Annotated in this window: 19 protein-coding genes; all 19 read left to right on the top strand. The window is 61.7% G+C overall.

Annotated features, from left to right (window positions below; all coding sequences use genetic code 11):
- Positions 1–173: 173 nt before the first annotated feature.
- The 19 genes from SJY21_RS03810 (at position 174) to SJY21_RS03720 (ending at position 13711) form a co-directional block, all read left to right on the top strand.
- Positions 174–407 carry an acyl carrier protein gene (locus SJY21_RS03810; RefSeq protein WP_377506418.1) on the top strand — a complete coding sequence of 78 codons (234 nt, stop codon included), beginning with the start codon at positions 174–176 and terminating at the stop codon, positions 405–407.
- 150 nt (positions 408–557) lie between these two features.
- Entirely contained in the window at positions 558–1817 is a 1260-nt protein-coding gene (gene fabF / locus SJY21_RS03805; protein ID WP_377506415.1) for a beta-ketoacyl-ACP synthase II, read from the top strand.
- Entirely contained in the window at positions 1818–2978 is a 1161-nt protein-coding gene (mltG, locus tag SJY21_RS03800; protein ID WP_377506412.1) for an endolytic transglycosylase MltG, read from the top strand. It abuts the gene before it with no gap.
- A gap of 184 nt (positions 2979–3162) precedes the next feature.
- Positions 3163–3510, top strand: a complete 348-nt coding sequence (locus SJY21_RS03795; protein ID WP_377506409.1) for a hypothetical protein — start codon at positions 3163–3165, stop codon at positions 3508–3510.
- Entirely contained in the window at positions 3437–4783 is a 1347-nt protein-coding gene (locus SJY21_RS03790; RefSeq protein ID WP_377513138.1) for a DNA-packaging protein, read from the top strand. Before SJY21_RS03795 ends, SJY21_RS03790 begins: the two co-directional genes overlap by 74 nt.
- 668 nt (positions 4784–5451) lie before the next feature.
- On the top strand, positions 5452–6639 hold the full coding sequence (locus SJY21_RS03785) for a phage portal protein (RefSeq protein ID WP_377506406.1): 1188 nt from the start codon (positions 5452–5454) through the stop codon (positions 6637–6639).
- Complete coding sequence (locus SJY21_RS03780) at positions 6629–6862, top strand: hypothetical protein (RefSeq protein ID WP_377506403.1); 234 nt, start codon at positions 6629–6631, stop codon at positions 6860–6862. The genes SJY21_RS03785 and SJY21_RS03780 overlap by 11 nt, the downstream gene beginning before the upstream one ends.
- Before the next feature lie 13 nt (positions 6863–6875).
- Positions 6876–7427: an HK97 family phage prohead protease gene (locus SJY21_RS03775; protein ID WP_377513136.1), complete on the top strand. Its 552-nt coding sequence runs from the start codon at positions 6876–6878 to the stop codon at positions 7425–7427.
- Between the two features lie 30 nt (positions 7428–7457).
- On the top strand, positions 7458–8651 hold the full coding sequence (locus tag SJY21_RS03770) for a phage major capsid protein (protein WP_377506400.1): 1194 nt from the start codon (positions 7458–7460) through the stop codon (positions 8649–8651).
- Positions 8652–8815: 164 nt separating this feature from the next.
- Positions 8816–9415 carry a hypothetical protein gene (locus tag SJY21_RS03765; RefSeq protein WP_377506397.1) on the top strand — a complete coding sequence of 200 codons (600 nt, stop codon included), beginning with the start codon at positions 8816–8818 and terminating at the stop codon, positions 9413–9415.
- Complete coding sequence (locus tag SJY21_RS03760) at positions 9412–9750, top strand: head-tail adaptor protein (protein ID WP_377506394.1); 339 nt, start codon at positions 9412–9414, stop codon at positions 9748–9750. Before SJY21_RS03765 ends, SJY21_RS03760 begins: the two co-directional genes overlap by 4 nt.
- Positions 9747–10157: a DUF3168 domain-containing protein gene (locus SJY21_RS03755; RefSeq protein WP_377506392.1), complete on the top strand. Its 411-nt coding sequence runs from the start codon at positions 9747–9749 to the stop codon at positions 10155–10157. Before SJY21_RS03760 ends, SJY21_RS03755 begins: the two co-directional genes overlap by 4 nt.
- Positions 10158–10187: 30 nt before the next feature.
- Entirely contained in the window at positions 10188–10604 is a 417-nt protein-coding gene (locus SJY21_RS03750) for a phage major tail protein, TP901-1 family (protein ID WP_377506389.1), read from the top strand.
- Positions 10604–10918, top strand: coding sequence for a gene transfer agent family protein (locus tag SJY21_RS03745; protein ID WP_377506386.1), 315 nt, complete (start codon positions 10604–10606; stop codon positions 10916–10918). Before SJY21_RS03750 ends, SJY21_RS03745 begins: the two co-directional genes overlap by 1 nt.
- On the top strand, positions 10915–11118 hold the full coding sequence (locus tag SJY21_RS03740; protein WP_377506383.1) for a rcc01693 family protein: 204 nt from the start codon (positions 10915–10917) through the stop codon (positions 11116–11118). The genes SJY21_RS03745 and SJY21_RS03740 overlap by 4 nt, the downstream gene beginning before the upstream one ends.
- Complete coding sequence (locus SJY21_RS03735; protein ID WP_377506380.1) at positions 11105–11767, top strand: phage tail tape measure protein; 663 nt, start codon at positions 11105–11107, stop codon at positions 11765–11767. The genes SJY21_RS03740 and SJY21_RS03735 overlap by 14 nt, the downstream gene beginning before the upstream one ends.
- 11 nt (positions 11768–11778) lie before the next feature.
- Positions 11779–12411, top strand: a complete 633-nt coding sequence (locus SJY21_RS03730; RefSeq protein WP_377506377.1) for a TIGR02217 family protein — start codon at positions 11779–11781, stop codon at positions 12409–12411.
- A complete protein-coding gene (locus SJY21_RS03725) occupies positions 12408–13286 on the top strand; it encodes a DUF2163 domain-containing protein (RefSeq protein WP_377506374.1) in 879 nt (292 codons plus the stop codon). Before SJY21_RS03730 ends, SJY21_RS03725 begins: the two co-directional genes overlap by 4 nt.
- The gene (locus tag SJY21_RS03720; RefSeq protein WP_377506372.1) at positions 13283–13711 is read left to right on the top strand and encodes a peptidase; all 429 of its coding nucleotides are present in this window, start codon (positions 13283–13285) and stop codon (positions 13709–13711) included. Before SJY21_RS03725 ends, SJY21_RS03720 begins: the two co-directional genes overlap by 4 nt.
- Position 13712 lies beyond the last annotated feature (1 nt).

Below are 13712 nucleotides of genomic sequence, written 5' to 3'. Positions count from 1 at the left end.
CAAGCGGGGAATTGAAAGCGTTTGCCTTGGCGGAAATCTCTGCTAAAGGGGGCGCAGATTTGCCGGAAGGCGCGCATGCGCGCAGTCGGTTTCGCCCCAACGCCGGGGTACAAGAGCCGCCCTGCGGGGCAACGCAAAACGGGCGCAAGCCCAGCACTATGTAAGGAATAAACATGAGCGACGTTGCAGATCGTGTGCGCAAAATCGTAGTTGAGCACTTGGGTGTGGAAGAAGACAAGGTTGTTGAAAACGCCTCGTTCATCGACGACCTGGGGGCGGACAGCCTTGATACCGTTGAACTGGTCATGGCCTTTGAAGAAGAATTCGGGATCGAAATCCCTGATGATGCCGCCGAAACAATTCAGTCGTTCGGTGATGCGGTCAAGTTTATCTCTGAAGCGTCCTAAGCTTTCGCAGACACAATTGCGGGAACGGCGTCCAATCGGGCGCCGTTTTTGTATGTAAAGGGCAGGAATCCGCCGTGCCCTTGCCCTTGCCCATTGGCAGTCGCCTGCGGTATCACGGGGCCAATGAAACCCAGAAGGTAAGGGCAGAATATGCGCCGAGTAGTCGTCACGGGATTGGGATTGGTCACACCATTGGCTGATGGTGTTGAAGAAAGCTGGAAACGTATTCTGGATGGCCAGTCCGGTGCCGGTCCGATCACGCAGTTCGATCCCGAAGGGTTTGCGACCACATATGCCTGCGAGGTCAAGCATGGCGATGGCAGCGATGGCACGTTTGACGCGGCCAAATACATGGAGCCCAAGGAGCAGCGCAAGGTAGATACGTTCATTCTTTATGGCATGGCTGCGGCGCAGCAGGCCGTCGAGGATTCCGGCTGGGCGCCGGAAACCGAGGAACAGTTCAATCGCACGGGCGTGTTGGCAGGATCGGGTATTGGCGGGCTGAATTCCATCGCGCAAACCGCTGTCATGATGAAGGAAAAGGGGCCGCGCCGCGTGTCGCCGTTCTTTGTTCCCGGTGCCTTGATCAACCTGATCTCCGGCCAGATCGCCATCAAATACGGGTTCAAGGGCCCAAACCACGCGGTTGTCACGGCCTGTTCCACGGGGGCGCATGCCATGGGCGATGCCGCGCGGATCATCAAATACGGCGCGGCCGATGTGATGATTGCCGGCGGGGCCGAAGCGACGATTTGCGAGATTGGCATTGCCGGGTTCAACGCCTGCAAGGCGCTATCCACCAAACGCGCCGATGATCCCAAGGCCGCAAGCCGCCCCTATGACGCGGATCGTGACGGGTTTGTCATGGGCGAGGGTGCGGGTATGGTCGTGTTGGAAGAATATGAACACGCCAAGGCGCGCGGTGCCAAGATTTACGCCGAGGTGCTGGGCTATGGCATGTCGGGTGATGCCTATCACATCACCGCCCCATCGGAAGATGGCGAGGGCGGCGAGCGGTCAATGCGCGCGGCACTTGAGGATGCGGGGTTGGAACCCAAGGATCTGGATTACATCAACGCTCATGGCACCAGCACGATGGCCGATACCATCGAATTGGGCGCGGTCGAGCGGATGATGGGGGATCACGCGGGCAAGGTCACGATGTCGTCGACCAAGTCGATGACGGGGCACTTGCTGGGCGCGGCTGGCGCGATTGAGGGGATTTTTGCGATCCTTGCGATCCGTGATCAGGTGGCCCCGCCAACGATCAATCTGGACAACCCTGCCGTTGAAACGAAGGTTGATCTGGCCCCCAACAAAAAAGTTGAGCGCGAGATCAACGTGGCCCTGTCCAACAGTTTCGGGTTTGGCGGCACCAATGCCAGCGTGCTGTTCGGGAAAGTCCGTTAGATGTGGAAGCATATCGCGGCCAACGGGCTGACGTTTCTGATAGTGGCGCTGTTCCTTGTGGGCGGCGTCATTCTTTGGGGGATGAACGAGTATTCCGCTGAAGGGCCGCTTGATCAGGCGATTTGCCTCAATGTCGCGGACGGGTCGAACATGCGCCGCGTCAGTGAAACGCTTGCCGAGCAGGGTGCGATCAAGTCACCGGCGATTTTTCGCATGGGATCGGATTATTCCGAGCGCACATCGCAGTTGAAGGCGGGGAGTTTTCTGGTGCCGGAAGGTGCCTCGATGGAAGATATCGTGGGTATCGTGACGGGGACGGGGCGCAGCACTTGCGGCACCGAAGTGGTCTATCGCATCGGTGTTGTGCGCAATCAGGTGCAAATCCGCGAGCTTGATCCTGCAACCAACCGCTATGTTGAACTGGCCGAGTTTGACCCTGCGGGTGAGGAAATACCAAGCGTTTTTGCCACGGTCCGCGAGGCGGGGGATACCCAGTATCGTGTGGTTCTGGCCGAGGGTGTGACCAGCTGGCAGGCGATGATGGCGCTGAATGGCATTGATGTGCTGACCGGCGAGATTGGCGAAACGCCCGCCGAAGGGTCGCTTGCGCCGGACAGTTATGAATTTGCGCCGGGCGATGATGTGACCGAGATTCTGGAGAAGATGATTGCGGCGCAGGCTGCGTTTCTGGCCGAGGCCTGGGCCAATCGCGTGGATGGGTTGCCGTTGGAAACTCCAGAGGAGGCGTTGATTCTGGCATCTATTGTCGAGAAGGAAACCGGCGGCTATGACGAGGTTGGCACCGTGGCCAGCGTGTTTGAAAACCGCTTGTTGCAGGGGATGCCGTTGCAGACCGACCCGACGGTGATTTACGGCATTACCAATGGCGAAGGCATTTTGGGCCGCGGCTTGCGCCAAAGCGAGCTGCGCGCCGAGACACCCTATAACACCTATGTCATCAATGGTCTGCCACCAACCCCGATCGCCAATCCGGGGCGGGCAAGCATCGAGGCGGTGATGAACCCCGAAGAAACCGATTACATCTTCTTTGTTGCCAAGACCTTGAACCCTGCGGACGGGCACAATTTTGCGGTGACGCTGGATGAACACAACGCCAACGTGGCCCTTTATCGCGCCCTTGAGGCGGCGGCAGCAGAGTAGGCTGGCGTTAACAAAACGTAATGATTGCGGGCGCTTAGGGCGCGCTTGCAATTGACAGATCGCACGGTCCCGTGTAGAACTTGTGCCATGCTAGAAGAAGCATAACGCGGCCTTTGGGTAATCCCCCAAGGGCCGTTTTGCGTTTCGCTCGCGTGGCGGATTCCCCAATAGGGATCATCATCACATGACTGAAAACACCGCCGGCCCCGAGGCCGACGCAAGAACTGCTGCTGAACGTGTCGAGGAGGCTAGGCAGCTTTATCGCAGTATCAATACGACGCTTACCAAGATGCTTAAACGCCTTGAAGACGGCGACATGAGCGAACTGCACAATTTGCACGGCAAGCTGGGCGAGTTGGAAAAACAAATGGGGCGTCTTTCAGAGTTGGAGCTGAAATATGAACACGCCTATGGAGACGGGACACGCCCTGACGAGATCGACTTTGACGCCATCCGACATCAGATCGGGTGCCGCCTTGGTCGCCTCAGCACCTGTTGCGGCGCAGAGGGACTTTCTGGAAGCGTTGAGTGAGGCAGAGCTGCTGGCGCTGCCGTATTTGTTCGAGTTTTGGGCATTGGACCACCAAGTGCCGCCCGTTGGGGACTGGCGGACATGGGTGATTTTGGGTGGACGTGGTGCGGGTAAAACCCGTGCCGGTGCCGAATGGGTCAGATCAATGGTCGAAGGATCGCGGCCACAAGACAAGGGGGCGGCGCGGCGCGTCGCCCTCATCGGGGAAACGATTGAACAGACCCGCGAGGTGATGGTGTTTGGTGAGAGCGGGATTTTGGCCTGTTCGCCACCCGATCGCCGTCCCGAATGGATTGCCGGACGGCGGATGCTGGTCTGGCCCAACGGGGCCGAGGCGCGGATATATTCCGCTCATGACCCCGAAAGTTTACGCGGGCCGCAGTTTGATGCGGTCTGGGCCGATGAACTGGCCAAATGGAAGCGCGCCGAGGAGGCGTGGGATATGTTGCAGTTCGGCTTGCGGTTAGGGGATCATCCGCGCGCTTGCGTGACGACAACGCCGCGCAATGTGGGCGTGCTGCGTGATTTGCTGGCGCGTGCCAGCACGGTCAGCACCCATGCGCCGACCGAGGCGAACCGCGCCTATCTGGCGGATAGTTTCCTGGAAGAAGTGCAGGCGCGCTATGCCGGCACGCGGCTGGGTCGTCAGGAACTGGACGGTGTATTGCTGGCCGAGGCCGAGGGCGCGCTGTGGACATCGGCCGCGTTGCAGGCCGCGCAGGTGGATGGGTTGCCTGTGATGGACCGGATTGTCGTGGCGGTGGACCCGCCTGTTACGGGGCATAAGGGGTCGGATGCCTGCGGCATCGTGGTCGTGGGCGCTGTGACGCAGGGGCCACCGCAGGACTGGCGCGCCTATGTGATCGAGGATGCGACCGTTTCGGCGGCCTCCCCCAGTGAATGGGCGCGCGCGGCCGTGGCGGCGATGCAGCGGCATGGTGCGTCCCGTTTGGTGGCCGAGGTCAATCAGGGCGGTGATCTTGTGGAATCGGTCGTGCGCCAGATTGATCCGATGGTGTCGTATCGCGGGGTGCGCGCCAGCCGTGGCAAGGTGGCGCGCGCCGAACCGGTGGCGGCCTTGTATGAGCAGGGGCGGGTGTTTCATGCGCGGGGCTTGGATGCGCTTGAGGACCAGATGTGCCTGATGAGCGCACGCGGGTTTGATGGCAGCGGTAGCCCCGATCGGGTCGATGCGCTGGTCTGGGCGCTGCAAGAGGTGATGATTGATCCGGCGGCGCATTGGCGGCGGCCACGGTTAAGGGTGCTGGAGTAGGGCCTTGCTATTCAGAATGACGAACGTCCGCTGACTTTGGCCTTTGCATCATGAACCCAACAAAACGAAGAACCGGACCATTGCGCCTTTCGCAGCGAAGGCCGGGTTGAGCCCAGAACGACCGTTGCAGCGGGAGTCAGACCGCCCGGAATCAAGGCGCAGCCGCCGGGCGATCGTCGGCCCGTCTCCACGGGTCGGCGATTTTGCCGACCGTGCATGATACTGGTCCGAAAGATGTGCTTGGCCACCATAAAGCGCCAAAGCGGTAACGTTGTATCGCCAACCCACGGGCCGCCGACCGCCCTGCTTATTGACGTTTGGCAACGGCAGCAAAGTCCGCATTCCGGCCATTGATCCCGCCCGCCGCGTAAGTCGGGTCTGGGTCGGACATGCACGACGTTTGGGTATTACGGCGGGGGCGCTTCTTGGCGGACTTTGGAACATCAGCCGCGTCGTATAAAAGATGCGCGACGTTTCGCACGCAATGGATCGTTCGGACGTCAGCAAGGTAGCACCCGACCACCTTGGTTTACCAAAGACACGTCACCGGTTTGGTGGGCGCAACAGCACCGTACGGTGCCTTTCACGCTTCGTAATCAATTCGCGGCATTTTCCTTTCATGGAACGCAGGGACTGTCGGGCAAAGCGGCAGGAGCGAGGAGATATTGATGTTTGATTTTCTGAAACGCCCCGACGCTGACAAGGCGGAGACGGCCCCCGAGGCCAAGGCGTCTGCCACGGGCAAGATTGCCGCCTGGGGCGCATCAGGGCGTGTGGCCTGGAGCCCGCGTGATGTGGTGTCGCTGACCCGCACGGGGTTTACGGGCAATCCGATTGGCTTTCGCGCGGTGAAACTGATTGCCGAGGCGGCGGCGGCTTTGCCGTTGGTCTTGCAGGACCGCACGCGCCGTTATGATACGCATCCACTGTTGGACCTGATCGCCCGCCCGAACGGCGCGCAGGGTCGTGCGGAACTTTTTGAGGCGCTGTATGGGCAGTTGCTGTTGACCGGGAACGCCTATCTTGAAGGTGTCGCGGGTGACGCGTTGCCTGTGGAAATGCATGTGCTGCGCAGTGACCGGATGAGCCTTGTGCCCGGCGCGGATGGCTGGCCCGTGGCCTATGAATACAACGTCAACGGGCGCAAGCACCGCTTTGATCTGGGGGACGGCCCTGCGCCGGTTTGCCATATCAAGAGCTTTCACCCGCAGGACGATCATTACGGGTTCAGCCCGATGCAGGCGGCGGCGAGTGCGGTTGATGTGCACAACGCGGCGTCGCGCTGGTCCAAGGCGTTGCTGGATAATGCGGCGCGCCCAAGTGGTGCGATCATCTATCGCGGCGCGGACGGGCAGGCGGCGCTGAGTGCAGATCAATACGACCGCCTGCTGAGCGAGATGGAAAGCCAGCATCAGGGCGCGCGCAATGCGGGCCGGCCGATGTTGTTGGAAGGTGGTCTGGACTGGAAACCGATGGGCTTCAGCCCGTCCGATATGGAGTTCCAGAAAACCAAGGAAGCCGCCGCGCGCGAGATTGCGATTGCCTACGGTGTGCCGCCGATGATTTTGGGCATTCCGGGGGACGCGACCTATGCCAACTACCAAGAGGCCAACCGCGCGTTTTATCGTCTGACTGTGCTGCCGTTGGTGCAGCGTGTCACGGGGGCTGTGGGTGATTGGCTGTCTGACTATACAGGCGAGTGGGCCGAGTTGCGTCCCGATCTGGATCAGGTGCCGGCCTTGGGGGCCGAGCGCGAGGCGCAGTGGCGCCGTGTGGGGGATGCCACATTCCTGACGGACGCGGAAAAGCGCGCGTTGTTGGGTCTGCCAAGTCTTGAGGTTGGCGATGGCACATGAACCGCGACGCTATGGTCTGGAAAGTTTCGCCTGCGCGCCGGGCATGCGGATCGAGGCGCTGGAGCAGCTCAATACCGTGCAGCTGGCGCAGGTTCAGGCCCAGGTGGACCGGATCGAGGCTCAGTTGGAACGGATCGAACGGCGCACATGGATCGCGGTGTTCGGCGTGGTGGTGATGGTGGTGCTTGCAGGTGCGCAGCATCTGATCAGCGCCCCTGTCTAGGATGGAGAGAATGATGGATTTGGAACACAAGTATTGCCAGTTGGGCGGCACGATTGACGTGACCGACGGCACGGTGATTTCCGGCTATGCGTCCTTGTTTGGCAAGTGTGATCAGGGCGGTGATGTGGTCGAGGCGGGGGCTTATCTGGGCTCGCTTGCGCGGCTGAAAACCAAGGGCGGCAGCGTCAAGATGCTGTGGCAGCACGATCCGTCCCAGCCGATTGGCGTGTGGGACGAGGTCCGCGAGGACGCGAGGGGATTGTGGGTCAAGGGGCGCATTCTGACGGATGTGGCCCGCGGCCGCGAGGCGGCGGCGCTGATCGGTGCGGGGGCGATTGACGGACTGTCGATTGGTTATCGCACGGTGCGCGCCACCAAGGGCGACAAGGGCGGACGCCGCTTGTCCGAGCTGGAGCTTTGGGAGGTGTCGCTTGTGACCTTCCCCATGCTTCCCGATGCGCGCGTGGGCGCCAAGGGGGATGACCCTGCGGCAGACGCGATGCGCGAACTGGCGGCGGTGTTTGAAGATGCACGCAGCCTGCTGGGCGGGCCGATGCCCGACTAGCCGAAACCCATCAACACGAAGGACAGATTGATGAGCAAACCCGAGACCAAATCTCGGGCCGGGGAAGACGTGTCTCCGGCCAAAGAACTGAAATCCGCGATGGCGGGTTTCATGAACGACTTCAAAGACTTCTCAGACGGCATTCATGCCAAGTTTCAAAAGCAGGACGAACGAATGAACAAGTTGGATCGCAAGACAATGACTGCGGGCGCACGCCCCGCGCTGGCCGCTGCCGCAAGCATGGAAGCCCCCCACCAGAAGGCGTTCGCTGCCTATCTGCGTTCGGGTGACGATGATGCGCTGCGTGGTCTGGAAATGGAAGGCAAGGCGCTGTCGACAGCCGTGGCCGCCGATGGTGGCTATCTGGTTGACCCGCAGACATCCGAAACCGTCAATGGGGTGCTGAGCAGCACTGCGTCTATCCGCGCGATTGCCAATGTGGTGGCCGTTGATGCGACATCCTATGACGTGCTGGTCGATCACACCGAAATGGGCGCTGGCTGGGCCACGGAAACCGATCCGTCGGTTGAAACCGGCACGCCTGTCATTGACCGTATCACCATCCCGCTGCACGAGCTTTCGGCCCTGCCAAAAGCATCGCAGCGTCTGCTGGACGATAGCGCGTTCGACATCGAAGGCTGGCTGGCTGGCCGGATCGCCGACAAGTTCGCCCGTTCTGAAGCGTCTGCGTTCATCAATGGTGACGGCATCGACAAGCCCGCCGGTTTCCTGACCGCCACATCTGTCGATAACGACACATGGACCTGGGGCAATCTGGGCTATGTGCCCACCGGCACCGATGGCGATTTTGACGCCGTGAACCCCGGCGATGCGGTGATTGATCTGGTTTACGCCCTTGGTGCGCAATACCGCGCCAATGCGTCTTTCGTGATGAATTCGAAAACAGCCGGTGCCGTGCGCAAGCTGAAAGACAACGATGGTCGTTTCCTGTGGTCCGACAGTCTGGCCGCGGGCGAGCCTGCGCGTCTGCTGGGCTATCCGGTGCTGATCGCCGAGGACATGCCTGATGTGGGTTCGGACGCGACTGCCATTGCCTTTGGTGATTTTGGTGCGGGCTACACGGTTGCCGAACGCCCTGATCTGCGCGTGCTGCGTGATCCGTTCAGCGCCAAGCCGCATGTGTTGTTCTATGCAACCAAGCGCGTGGGTGGCGGGATCAGCGATTATGCCGCGATCAAGCTGCTGAAGTTCTCGGTCGCCTAAGGCGTCCGAGCGAGGGGTGTCGCTGCCCGTTCGGGCGGCGGCATGACCCGGACACGTGTCCAACAAAAGGCGCGTTGTCTAGCTGTTCCCTTCCGTCCGAGCAATGCGGCGGGGTGCGTGTCCGGGTTCAATCACGAAATCAGGCCGGTTTGCGGAGTAATTCCATGATGTTAGTCGAAGAGACCACAGTGCCACCAAGCGCACTTCCGGTCACCCAGTTCAAAGACCACCTACGCCTTGGATCGGGGTTTTCCGACGATGGTTTGCAGGACGGTCTGCTTGAAAGTTTCCTGCGTGCCGCCATGGCCGCAATCGAGGCGCGCACAGGCAAGATCCTGATCGAGCGCGAGTTTAGCTGGACCCTGACGGCCTGGCGCGACACGGGCCAGCAGGCCCTGCCTGTCGCCCCCGTCAGCGCCATTTCCGAGGTTGTCACGATCTCGCGCCTTGGGGATGAAACGGTTGCCAGCGCAGCGGGTTATCGGCTTGAGCCGGATATGCAGCGCCCCTGTCTTGTGGCCACGGGGGGCATGTTGCCTGCGGTGCCGCTAGCGGGGTCGGTGCGGGTTGGTTTCCTTGCAGGCTTTGGTCCTGACTGGTCCGATCTGCCGGCCGATCTGGCGCAGGCTGTGATGATGCTGGCGGCCCATTACCACGAATATCGCCATGAAACGGCGTTTGGTGGGGGGTGCATGCCTTTTGGTGTCAGCGCCTTGATCGAACGCTATCGCACGGTGCGTCTGTTCGGCGGTGGCCGCTCATGAAGGTGCCGCATCTGAACCGCAGGCTGGTGCTTGAGGCGCCGGTGCGTGTGGCTGACGGGGCGGGTGGTTACACCCAAAGCTGGCAGGCCCTTGGCACGCATTATGCCGAAGTCACGGCGCGCACGGGGCGTGAGAAAGCCGGTGTCGCGGTGCCGCTGTCGCGGGTTGCTTATCGCATCGTCGTGCGCGCGGGGCTGGTGGGCGCTTCGTCGCGCCCCTTGCCGGAACAGCGGTTTCGCGACGGGTCGCGCGTGTTCAACATCTTGGCGGTCGCCGAGGCGGACGCAAGCGGGCGCTATCTGACCTGCACCGCAGAAGAGGAGAATGTCACATGAGTTATGGCGTGGCAGAGGCCCTTCAGACGGCCGTTTACCAGCAGCTGGTCGCGGATGTGACGCTGGCCGGATTGGTCGGCACGGCGATCTATGACGCACTGCCCACGGGCACGCTACCGTCGATCTATGTGGCCCTTGGCCCCGAGATTGCGCGGGACCGGTCCGACAAGACGGGCGGCGGGGCAGAACATGAATTCACCGTGTCCATCGTCACCGATGGCGCGGGGTTTGCGGCGGCCAAGACGGCAGCGGCGGCCGTGTCAGATGCGCTGGTCGATGCGGACCTGACACTGGCACGCGGCGTGCTTGTGTCGTGCAATTTCTACAAGGCCACGGCGGCCCGCGTGGGCACAGGTGATGTGCGCCGCATCAACATGATTTTCCGCGCCCGCGTCGACGACGTGTAGCGCCATATTTAACCAACCGGAGATACGGATATGACAGCCCAGAACGGTAAGGATCTTTTGATCAAGATCGACATGACAGGCAACGGTTTCTTTGAAACGGCTGCCGGATTGCGCGCCTCGCGCATCAGTTTCAACGCCGAAAGCGTTGATGTGACCAGCCTGGAAAGTGCGGGCGGGTGGCGCGAATTGCTGGGCGGTGCGGGCGTGAAAAGTGCCGCCATCAGCGGGTCGGGCGTATTCAAGGACGAAGCCACGGACGAACGCGCGCGCCAGATCTTCTTTGACGGGGAAACGCCGGATTTTCAGGTGATCATTCCCGATTTCGGCACTGTCGAAGGCGCGTTTCAGGTGACGTCCATTGAATACGCTGGATCCCACAATGGCGAGGCGACCTATGAAATGTCGCTGGCATCCGCAGGGCAGCTGACCTTTACGGCGGCGATCTGATGGCGAACCCCTATGCGGGCGAAGTGGTGCTGCACGTTGATGGTGTCGCGTGCACTTGCAAGCTCACGCTGGGGGCATTGGCCGAGCTGGAGGCCGCCCTTGGTGCCAACACGCTGGTCGCTTTGGTTGAACGCTTTGAGGGTGGCGCGTTTTCCAGCCGCGATGTGATGGCCTTGCTTGTGGCGGGTCTGCGCGGTGGCGGGTGGCGCGGTGATGCGGGTGATCTGCTGAGTGCGGAAATCGCCGGCGGGCCTGTGGGCGCGGCCAAGGTTGCTGCCGAATTGCTGGCGCGTGCGTTTGCGCCGCCCTCATGAGCGGCTTTGACTGGCCCGCCTTGATGCGCGCGGGGATGCGCGGGGCGGGATTGCGCCCTGCGGAGTTTTGGGCGCTGACGCCAGCGGAATTGCTGATTTTGCTGGGCGCGGGGACGGGGGAAGCACCGATGGCCCGCGCCCGCCTGCAAGAACTAAGCCGGGCATTCCCGGACGAAGGAGCAAAAGATGGACGAGATTGAACGCCTTGGCGAGTTGGATACCGAAGTGGCTGCCCTTGAGCAGACCCTGGGGGATGCCAGCCAGATGACGGCGGCTTTTGGCGGGCAGCTGCGCGAGATGCAGGGCACGCTGGGTCAGACGACCCGCGATCTGGGCAATCTGGAACGCGGCTTTTCCGGCGGGCTGAAACGCGCCTTTGACGGGATGGTGCTGGACGGGATGAAGCTGTCGGATGCCTTGGGCGTCGTTGCCAAGGCGATGGTGGACACGACCTATAACGCTGCCGTGCGCCCTGTGACCGATCACTTTGGCGGGCTGCTGGCGAACGGGGTCAATTCGATCGTGTCGGGGCTGATGCCGTTTGAAAACGGCGCGCCCTTTAGTCAGGGCCGCGTGATGCCCTTTGCCCGTGGCGGTGTGCTGTCGGGGCCAGTCAGTTTCCCGATGCGCGGCGGCACGGGCCTGATGGGCGAGGCAGGGCCGGAGGCGATCATGCCGCTGTCACGCGGGGCTGATGGCCGCTTGGGTGTGCGCGCGGCGGGCGGCGGCGGGGCCGTCAATATCACCATGAATATCAGCACGCCGGACGTGCAGGGCTTTCAACGCTCGCAAGGCCAGATTGCCGCGCAGATGTCGCGCGCATTGGGCCGTGGCCAGCGTAACCGGTAAGGGGAACAAAGATGTCATTTCACGAAATTCGCTTTCCGGCGTCGCTTAGTTTCGGGTCCATTGGCGGGCCGGAACGGCGCACCGAAGTTGTCACCCTTGATAACGGGTTCGAGGAACGCAACACGCCATGGGCCCATTCACGCCGCCGCTATGATGCGGGGCTTGGCCTGCGGTCTTTGGACGATGTCGAAGCGCTGATCGCGTTCTTCGAGGCGCGTCAGGGGCAGCTTTACGGGTTTCGCTGGAAGGACTGGGGCGATTTCAAATCCAGCCTGCCTTCGGGCGATGTTTCGCCTTTGGATCAACCACTTGGGGTGGGTGACGAGGTTGCGGACACGTTTCAGCTGATCAAGTGCTATGGTTCGGCCGGGATTATCTATGACCGCCCGATCAGAAAACCTGTGGAAGGCACGGTCAAGGTTGCGGTCAGTGGTGACCCGCAACAGGAAAGTATTGATTATGACGTGGATCTGACCACCGGATTGGTCACGTTCGCGCATCCGCCCGATGTTGGCGCCGAAATCACCGCAGGGTTCGAATTTGATGTGCCGGTGCGCTTTGACACCGACCGCATTCAATCCTCGGTGGCCAGCTTCCATGCGGGTGATGTGCCCGATGTGCCGGTGGTCGAGGTGCGGGTATGAGCGCGCTGCTGGATCATCTGGCCGGTGGGCTGACAACCGTTTGCCGTTGCTGGGCCGTAGTGCGCCGCGATGGTGTGACCTTTGGTTTTACGGATCATGACCGCGCGTTGGACTTTGACGGGATCAGCTTTCGCCCTGATGCGGGTATGTCTGCGCGCGCGATTGCGCAGGGCACGGGGCTGGCGGTGGACAACACCGAAGCCATGGGCGTGCTGTCGGACAGCGCGATCACCGAGGCCGATATCGACGCGGGCCGTTTTGACGGGGCCGAAGTGCGGGCGTGGCTGGTGAACTGGCGCGATGTGTCGGCGCGGATGCTGCGGTTTCGCGGCACGATCGGCGAATTGCGCCGCGCGGGTGGGGCATTCCACGCCGATCTGCGCGGGTTGAGCGAGGCGCTGAACCAGCCGCAGGGGCGGGTTTATCAGAAACCCTGTGCCGCCGTGCTGGGTGATGGCACCTGCCGGTTTGACATGAATACCGCGGGCTACCTGTCTGAACGTGCAGCGGAAATTGTTGATAACGCCCAAGAGTTCCGCTTTGCGGGGTTTGATGATTTTTCGCCCGAGTGGTTCACGCGGGGGCGTTTCACGGTGACATCGGGCGCGGCCAAGGGGTTGGTTGGGCTGATCAAGCGCGACCGGTTCGAGGGCAGCCAACGGGTGCTGACCCTGTGGCAACCACTGCGCGCGGATGTGGCCACCGGTGACATGCTGCGCATCGAGGCGGGCTGTGACAAGCGCAGCGAAACCTGTCGGCTGAAGTTCGACAACTTTGTAAATTTTCAAGGCTTTCCGGACATTCCGGGCGAGGACTGGTTGATGAGTGTCCCGTCCCAGGGCGGCAACAACACCGGCGGGAGCCTGCGCGGATGAGCGATGCAATCGTTACGACCGCGCGCGGCTGGATCGGCACGCCCTATCATCATCAGGCTGCGACCAAGGGTGCGGGCTGTGATTGCCTTGGGCTGATCCGCGGGGTCTGGGCCGAAATTCTGGGTGATCTGCCCGAACCTGTGCCGCCCTATGTCCCCGATTGGGACGAACCGCAGGGGCGCGAGGTTCTGTTGGCGGCCTGTCGCCGTTTGCTGGTGGCGACGCCTGACGTGGCATTGGGCGATGTGATCGTGTTCCGGATGCGTGCAGGCAGTGTCGCCAAACATCTGGGCATCCAATCGCGCATTGGCGCTGATGCCGCGTTTATTCATTCATTTCAGGGGCATGGCGTGGTCGAAAGCGGCCTGACGGCCCCCTGGCAGCGGCGCATCGCGGCGCGGTTTGCCTTTCCGACAAGGGGATAAA

The sequence above is a fragment of the Octadecabacter sp. R77987 genome (genome assembly GCF_042466115.1).
GTDB lineage: Bacteria > Pseudomonadota > Alphaproteobacteria > Rhodobacterales > Rhodobacteraceae > SW4.
This window is presented reverse-complemented; position numbering and strand designations above follow the sequence as displayed.

Bases quoted from the DNA above. Each gene is read 5' to 3' on its own strand.
- SJY21_RS03725 (WP_377506374.1), top strand. From the start codon at position 12,408: ATGAGCGCGCTGCTGGATCATCTGGCCGGTGGGCTGACAACCGTTTGC.
- fabF (WP_377506415.1), top strand. From the start codon at position 558: ATGCGCCGAGTAGTCGTCACGGGATTGGGATTGGTCACACCATTGGCT.
- SJY21_RS03750 (WP_377506389.1), top strand. From the start codon at position 10,188: ATGACAGCCCAGAACGGTAAGGATCTTTTGATCAAGATCGACATGACA.
- SJY21_RS03720 (WP_377506372.1), top strand. From the start codon at position 13,283: ATGAGCGATGCAATCGTTACGACCGCGCGCGGCTGGATCGGCACGCCC.
- SJY21_RS03760 (WP_377506394.1), top strand. From the start codon at position 9,412: ATGAAGGTGCCGCATCTGAACCGCAGGCTGGTGCTTGAGGCGCCGGTG.
- mltG (WP_377506412.1), top strand. From the start codon at position 1,818: ATGTGGAAGCATATCGCGGCCAACGGGCTGACGTTTCTGATAGTGGCG.
- SJY21_RS03810 (WP_377506418.1), top strand. From the start codon at position 174: ATGAGCGACGTTGCAGATCGTGTGCGCAAAATCGTAGTTGAGCACTTG.
- SJY21_RS03740 (WP_377506383.1), top strand. From the start codon at position 10,915: ATGAGCGGCTTTGACTGGCCCGCCTTGATGCGCGCGGGGATGCGCGGG.
- SJY21_RS03765 (WP_377506397.1), top strand. From the start codon at position 8,816: ATGATGTTAGTCGAAGAGACCACAGTGCCACCAAGCGCACTTCCGGTC.
- SJY21_RS03780 (WP_377506403.1), top strand. From the start codon at position 6,629: ATGGCACATGAACCGCGACGCTATGGTCTGGAAAGTTTCGCCTGCGCG.
- SJY21_RS03735 (WP_377506380.1), top strand. From the start codon at position 11,105: ATGGACGAGATTGAACGCCTTGGCGAGTTGGATACCGAAGTGGCTGCC.
- SJY21_RS03770 (WP_377506400.1), top strand. From the start codon at position 7,458: ATGAGCAAACCCGAGACCAAATCTCGGGCCGGGGAAGACGTGTCTCCG.
- SJY21_RS03785 (WP_377506406.1), top strand. From the start codon at position 5,452: ATGTTTGATTTTCTGAAACGCCCCGACGCTGACAAGGCGGAGACGGCC.
- SJY21_RS03775 (WP_377513136.1), top strand. From the start codon at position 6,876: ATGGATTTGGAACACAAGTATTGCCAGTTGGGCGGCACGATTGACGTG.
- SJY21_RS03795 (WP_377506409.1), top strand. From the start codon at position 3,163: ATGACTGAAAACACCGCCGGCCCCGAGGCCGACGCAAGAACTGCTGCT.
- SJY21_RS03730 (WP_377506377.1), top strand. From the start codon at position 11,779: ATGTCATTTCACGAAATTCGCTTTCCGGCGTCGCTTAGTTTCGGGTCC.
- SJY21_RS03755 (WP_377506392.1), top strand. From the start codon at position 9,747: ATGAGTTATGGCGTGGCAGAGGCCCTTCAGACGGCCGTTTACCAGCAG.
- SJY21_RS03745 (WP_377506386.1), top strand. From the start codon at position 10,604: ATGGCGAACCCCTATGCGGGCGAAGTGGTGCTGCACGTTGATGGTGTC.